We start from the raw sequence: 2,703 nt of genomic DNA on the forward strand, positions 1-2,703 counted from the left end.
CCGCCTTCGTCCCGGACTACATGAGGTCCTAGGGGGCCTGGATGACCGCATCCCGGCCGGCCGAACCGCCCTCCGAGGACCTGTCCCGTCTCGCCCGCGTACGGCGAGCGCGGCACCCACCCCCAGGGCCGCGCCCGCCAGGACGTCGCTCGGGAAGTGGGCACCGGTACGGACGCGGGCGAGGGCCACCGAGGCGGCCACCGGTCCGACGGCGGTGCCCCAGGCGGGGGACTCCAGGGCGGCACCGGCGGCGAAGGCGGCGGCGGACGCGGCGTGGCCGGAGGGGGACGAGGTGGTGACCGGCCGCCGCCCCAGCTGCCGGAACAGGGGGAGTGCGGCGAGCGGCGGGCGGGGGTGCCGGACCGAACGCCTGCCCAGGGTGCGGACGGTGAGGGAGGCCAGGCCGAGCGAGGCCAGACCACGGGTCGCCGCGCGACGGGCACGGGGGGTGCGGCTCGCCGCGAGTGCGGCGGCGGCCACGAACCACAGCGCGCCGTGGTCCGCGCTCCGGCTCAGGCGGGAGGCGACCGGACGCCCCCCTGGCCGGTGCCGCCCGGCGACGGCCTCGAAGAGACGGCCGTCCAGCGCCGGCAGGCGCTCGCGCAGGCGGTGGTGCCCGGGCTTCGGCGTGGTGAGGTCCAGGTCGGGGATCGTCATGCGGGTCCGGGTACCCGGTGGGGAGAGCGCACACCGAACCGCGAGTCAGGGGGTGTTGGCGTGCCGGGGTGAAACAGAGGGGGTACACGGGCTGCTTGAGCGGAATGACGAGTCCCGGGCGGAGTCGGTGTGCCGGGGGAGGGGGCGCCGACTCCGCCCGGGGGCGGGGGTGGTGTCGCGTCCTGGGGGGTCGGGGCCGGGCCAGGACGCCCATGGCCTACTGGGCGCGCGTCATCGCGCGGTCTCCTTCTGCCGCCGTCCGTCCGTCCGCGACCTCCCGTGCGGGCGCGTCGGCTGACGGACCGTCCTGATCGTCCCGGCCGTCCTGTGCGGCGTTCCGCTTCGCCTCCGACCGGTCCACGACGGCCGCGGCCAGCGCGTTCCCGACGACGTTCACCGCGGTGCGCGCCATGTCGACGATGAAGTCGACGCCGACCAGGAGTGCCACGCCCTCGGGCGGGATGCCCATCGTCTTGCCCGCGGCCAGCAGCACCACGATGGAGGCCGAGGTGACGCCCGCCATGCCCTTGGACAGCACCACCAGGACACCGACCATCAGCAGCAGCGACGCGAGAGAGGTGTCCGTGTCGTAGGCGTGGGCGAGATACACCAGCGCGGTGGCCTGGTAGAGCACGGAGCCGTCGGTGTTGAACGAGTAGCCGAGGGGAACGACGAACGAGGTGGTCGAGCGGCTCACCCCGAAGGCCTCGAGCTTGCCCATCAGCGGCGCCAGCACCGCTTCCGAGCTGCGCGTGACGAACGCGATGCCGACGAGCCCGCCGATCCGCCGGAGCAGGTCCACGTAACGGATCCGGTAGATCAGGGCGATGCACGGGAAGACGACGCCGATGACGATGGCCAGCCCCGCGTAGACCACGGCGATGAAGCCGAGCAGGCTCCTGAGGTTCCCGAAGCCGTAGTGCGCCACGTCGTAGCTGATGAAGCCGAGGACGCCCACGGGAGCGATCCGGATGACATAGCCGACCACCTTGAACATGGCCGACGAGACGGAGTCGAGGACGGACGCGAAGGGGGCCGCCTTCTCCCCGACGGCGGCCATGCCGACGCCGAGGAAGAGCGCGAAGACGATGGCGGCGAGCAGATTGCCCTCGGCGAACGCGGCGAAGACGTTCTTCGGGATCGAGTGCAGGATGAGCTCGTGGAAGTCGACACCCTGGTCGAGCTTCTCCACGCTCCCGGAGTCGGCCCCGGCGACCGGAGCGCCCTTGCCGATGCCGGTGAACTTGGCCAGCGCCACCGCGATCAGCAGGATCACCGTGGTGACGATCTCGAAGTAGAGGATCGCCTTGCCCGCGATCCGGCCCACCTTCTTCACCGACTCCATGCGGGCGATGCCCAGCACGATCAGCGGGAAGACCAGGGGCAACACGACCATCTGCACCAGGTTCAGGAAGATGTCGCCCAGCAGCTTCAACTGCTCACCGACGGAGGGCGCGAGCGTTCCGATCAGCGCGCCGAGCCCCACCGCGAGCGCCGACTGCACCCCGAGGGGCAGGTGCCACCATCGTTTGGCGCGGGGCGCCGGCTCGGGCGTGCCGGCGTCGTTGTCGTGGCGGCTGCCGGTGATGCGTTCTGTCGCCATGTACCGAGCTCCAATAGGTGAGCTGATGGGGGGATGTACGTGGGGGGTGAAAGTGAGGGGGGAGAGGGGGGAAGGCGGGGCGGATCAGACCGCCGTTCCGGCGATCTCCTCCGGACGGAGCAGGGCCGCCAGCCGGTCGGCCGGCAACAGTCCCTTCTCCAGCACCAGTTCGGCCACGCCCCGGCCGGTGGCGAGGGCCTCCTGGGCGATGCCGGTGGCGGCCGTGTAGCCGATGTGCGGGTTGAGGGCGGTGACGAGCCCGATCGAGTTCTCCACGTCGGCGCGCAGCTTCGCGGTGTTCGCGGTGATGCCGGCGACGCAGCGGTCGGCCAGGGTGAGGCACGCGTTGCGCAGGTGGGTGAGGGACTCGGACAGGGAGTGCAGGATGATCGGCTCGAAGGCGTTGAGCTGGAGCTGTCCGGCCTCGGCGGCCATGGTGATGG

General features: G+C 72.0%; 2 protein-coding genes and 1 pseudogene. All 3 read right to left on the reverse strand.

Features of this window, described 5'->3' with window-relative positions; all coding sequences use genetic code 11:
* Positions 1 to 657 (reverse strand): phosphatase PAP2 family protein (locus ABZ016_RS42870; protein WP_356922228.1); only part of this gene is annotated, 657 nt, incomplete at its 3' end.
* 217 nt (positions 658 to 874) lie between these two features.
* Positions 875 to 2,260, reverse strand: coding sequence for a dicarboxylate/amino acid:cation symporter (locus ABZ016_RS42875; RefSeq protein WP_356922229.1), 1,386 nt, complete (start codon positions 2,258 to 2,260; stop codon positions 875 to 877).
* A gap of 84 nt (positions 2,261 to 2,344) precedes the next feature.
* Positions 2,345 to 2,703: pseudogene (aspA, locus tag ABZ016_RS42880) on the reverse strand (aspartate ammonia-lyase); the annotation flags it as partial.

It is taken from the genome of Streptomyces sp. NPDC006372, from assembly GCF_040612515.1.
Classification (GTDB): Bacteria; Actinomycetota; Actinomycetes; order Streptomycetales; family Streptomycetaceae; genus Streptomyces.